The sequence below is a fragment of the Rhodococcus sp. IEGM 1379 genome, assembly GCF_030056815.1.
Lineage (GTDB): Bacteria > Actinomycetota > Actinomycetes > Mycobacteriales > Mycobacteriaceae > Rhodococcus_F.
The window spans coordinates 1-261 of the sequence record NZ_JASHKR010000220.1; the positions used below are offsets into that span (position 1 = coordinate 1).

Annotated in this window: 1 protein-coding gene; it reads left to right on the top strand. The window is 61.7% G+C overall.

The window, feature by feature from the left end:
* Positions 1 to 261 (top strand): DUF6461 domain-containing protein (locus QM600_RS29580; RefSeq protein ID WP_283265337.1); only part of this gene is annotated, 261 nt, incomplete at both ends.

Below are 261 nucleotides of genomic sequence, written 5' to 3' on the forward strand. Positions count from 1 at the left end.
TCGACTTCCAGGTCGTCGCGGTGGCCGATGCCGGCGATGGTTGGACGCTGATGCTTCAACAGAACAGTGGCTACCTCGGAATCACCGAAGCGGTGATGCGTCCACTGTTCGAACGTCACCAGGTTCTCTCCCATAACAGCAGCATCAACGGCGATGGGCACTTCATGTGGTGGTCTCACGGGGTGTTGCTCGCGGACTTCGACCCGCTCATCCCCGGCTTCACCTCCTCGGGTGCCGGCACCGCATCTGCGGAGGTGATCG